Annotated in this window: 1 protein-coding gene; it reads left to right on the top strand. The window is 52.3% G+C overall.

Annotation, left to right across the window (positions count from 1 at the left end; all coding sequences use genetic code 11):
• The coding region (locus I8J30_RS32705) for a hypothetical protein (protein WP_210664506.1) at nt 1-204 on the top strand (204 nt) is incomplete at its 5' end.
• Nucleotides 205-554 lie beyond the last annotated feature (350 nt).

The following is a 554-nucleotide window of genomic DNA, read 5'->3' as shown; positions in this document are numbered from 1 at the left end:
AAAGACATAATAAACGTAAAAGACAAACATGTAGTCAAAAAAAAAAAAAAAAAAAAAAAAAAAAAAAGAAAAAATAAAAAAAAAAAAAAAAAAAAAAAAAACAAAAAAAAAAAGAGAATAGAAGAAAAAAAAAGAGAAAAGAGAAAAAACAAAAAGAAAGAAAAAGTAAAAAAAAAAAAAACAGAGAAGATAACAGAACAGTAGAACAGATTCGCCAAGAGCTCGGCCATCGTGCGGCCGCTGGGGCCCGCGCAGTGGGCGCCGCTGTACGGCATGCTCACCGACCGCTTCGGTGTCACCTGGGTGCTGGACGTCGCCGCCCCCTACAACGTCTGAGTGTCTTGTGCGGTCCGCCGGGGCCCATGACCCGGAGCCCATGACCCGGGCTCCGGGCCCCGGGGTCCGGGCCCCGGCGGATCGGCTACGCGCCGCGGGTCAAGACAGCGGCGGGTAGGCGTTCGTCATCAGCTGCCGGAACTGCGCGGAGAACCAGTGGGCGGCCACCGGAGCGTCCGGCAGCGCGCCCGTGGGGGAGGTGCCGATCCGGGCGTCTC

This window comes from Paenibacillus lignilyticus (assembly GCF_017942085.1).
GTDB lineage: Bacteria > Bacillota > Bacilli > Paenibacillales > Paenibacillaceae > Paenibacillus_Z > Paenibacillus_Z lignilyticus.
Note: the sequence above shows the minus strand (reverse complement) of the source record. Positions and strands in the feature narration are given on the sequence as shown.